Below are 458 nucleotides of genomic sequence, written 5' to 3'. Positions count from 1 at the left end.
GCCCTGGAGGCCTACGAGGGCACCCTGCTGCTGGTCACGCACGACCGCCGCATGCTGGACGCGGTGCACGTGACCCGCCGCCTGGAGGTCGCGGCCGGCAAGGTCACCGAGCTCTGACCCGCCGCTCCGGGCCCGTCGCCCCCTAGCCGTGACCTCCGCCGTGGCCTCCGCGCCTGGGCGGCGGCTCGGGGTCCGGGGGCGCGGGGCGGTCGAGGCGGCTGGCCTCGTCCGTGTCCTCGCGCCGGACCGGGCCGGGTGCCTCCGCCGGCCGGGAAGGCCCGGACGCGGACCGCTCCGGGTGGGGTTTGCGCTGCCGCTGCGGGTCGTCGTCGCCGTGGAGCGGGACGCCTCCGGCGCCGCCTTGCTCGTCCATGACAGGTCCTCCTCCCGCCCCCCGGGCCGCCGCCCCCCTCGTTCGGCGGCTGCCCGGGCGCCGGGCTCCCAAACCGGTCCTCAGC

Annotated in this window: 1 protein-coding gene; it reads right to left on the bottom strand. The window is 79.3% G+C overall.

The window, feature by feature from the left end; translation table 11 throughout:
- Window positions 1-142: 142 nt before the first annotated feature.
- On the bottom strand, window positions 143-373 hold the full coding sequence (locus VR44_RS13060; protein WP_045947633.1) for a hypothetical protein: 231 nt from the start codon (window positions 371-373) through the stop codon (window positions 143-145).
- Window positions 374-458 lie beyond the last annotated feature (85 nt).

The organism is Streptomyces katrae, from assembly GCF_000966975.1.
Taxonomy (GTDB): domain Bacteria; phylum Actinomycetota; class Actinomycetes; order Streptomycetales; family Streptomycetaceae; genus Streptomyces; species Streptomyces katrae.
This window is presented reverse-complemented; position numbering and strand designations above follow the sequence as displayed.

What these genes read in the sequence shown, in the direction of transcription:
- VR44_RS13060 (WP_045947633.1), bottom strand. Translation starts at nt 373, where the DNA reads ATGGACGAGCAAGGCGGCGCCGGAGGCGTCCCGCTCCACGGCGACGAC.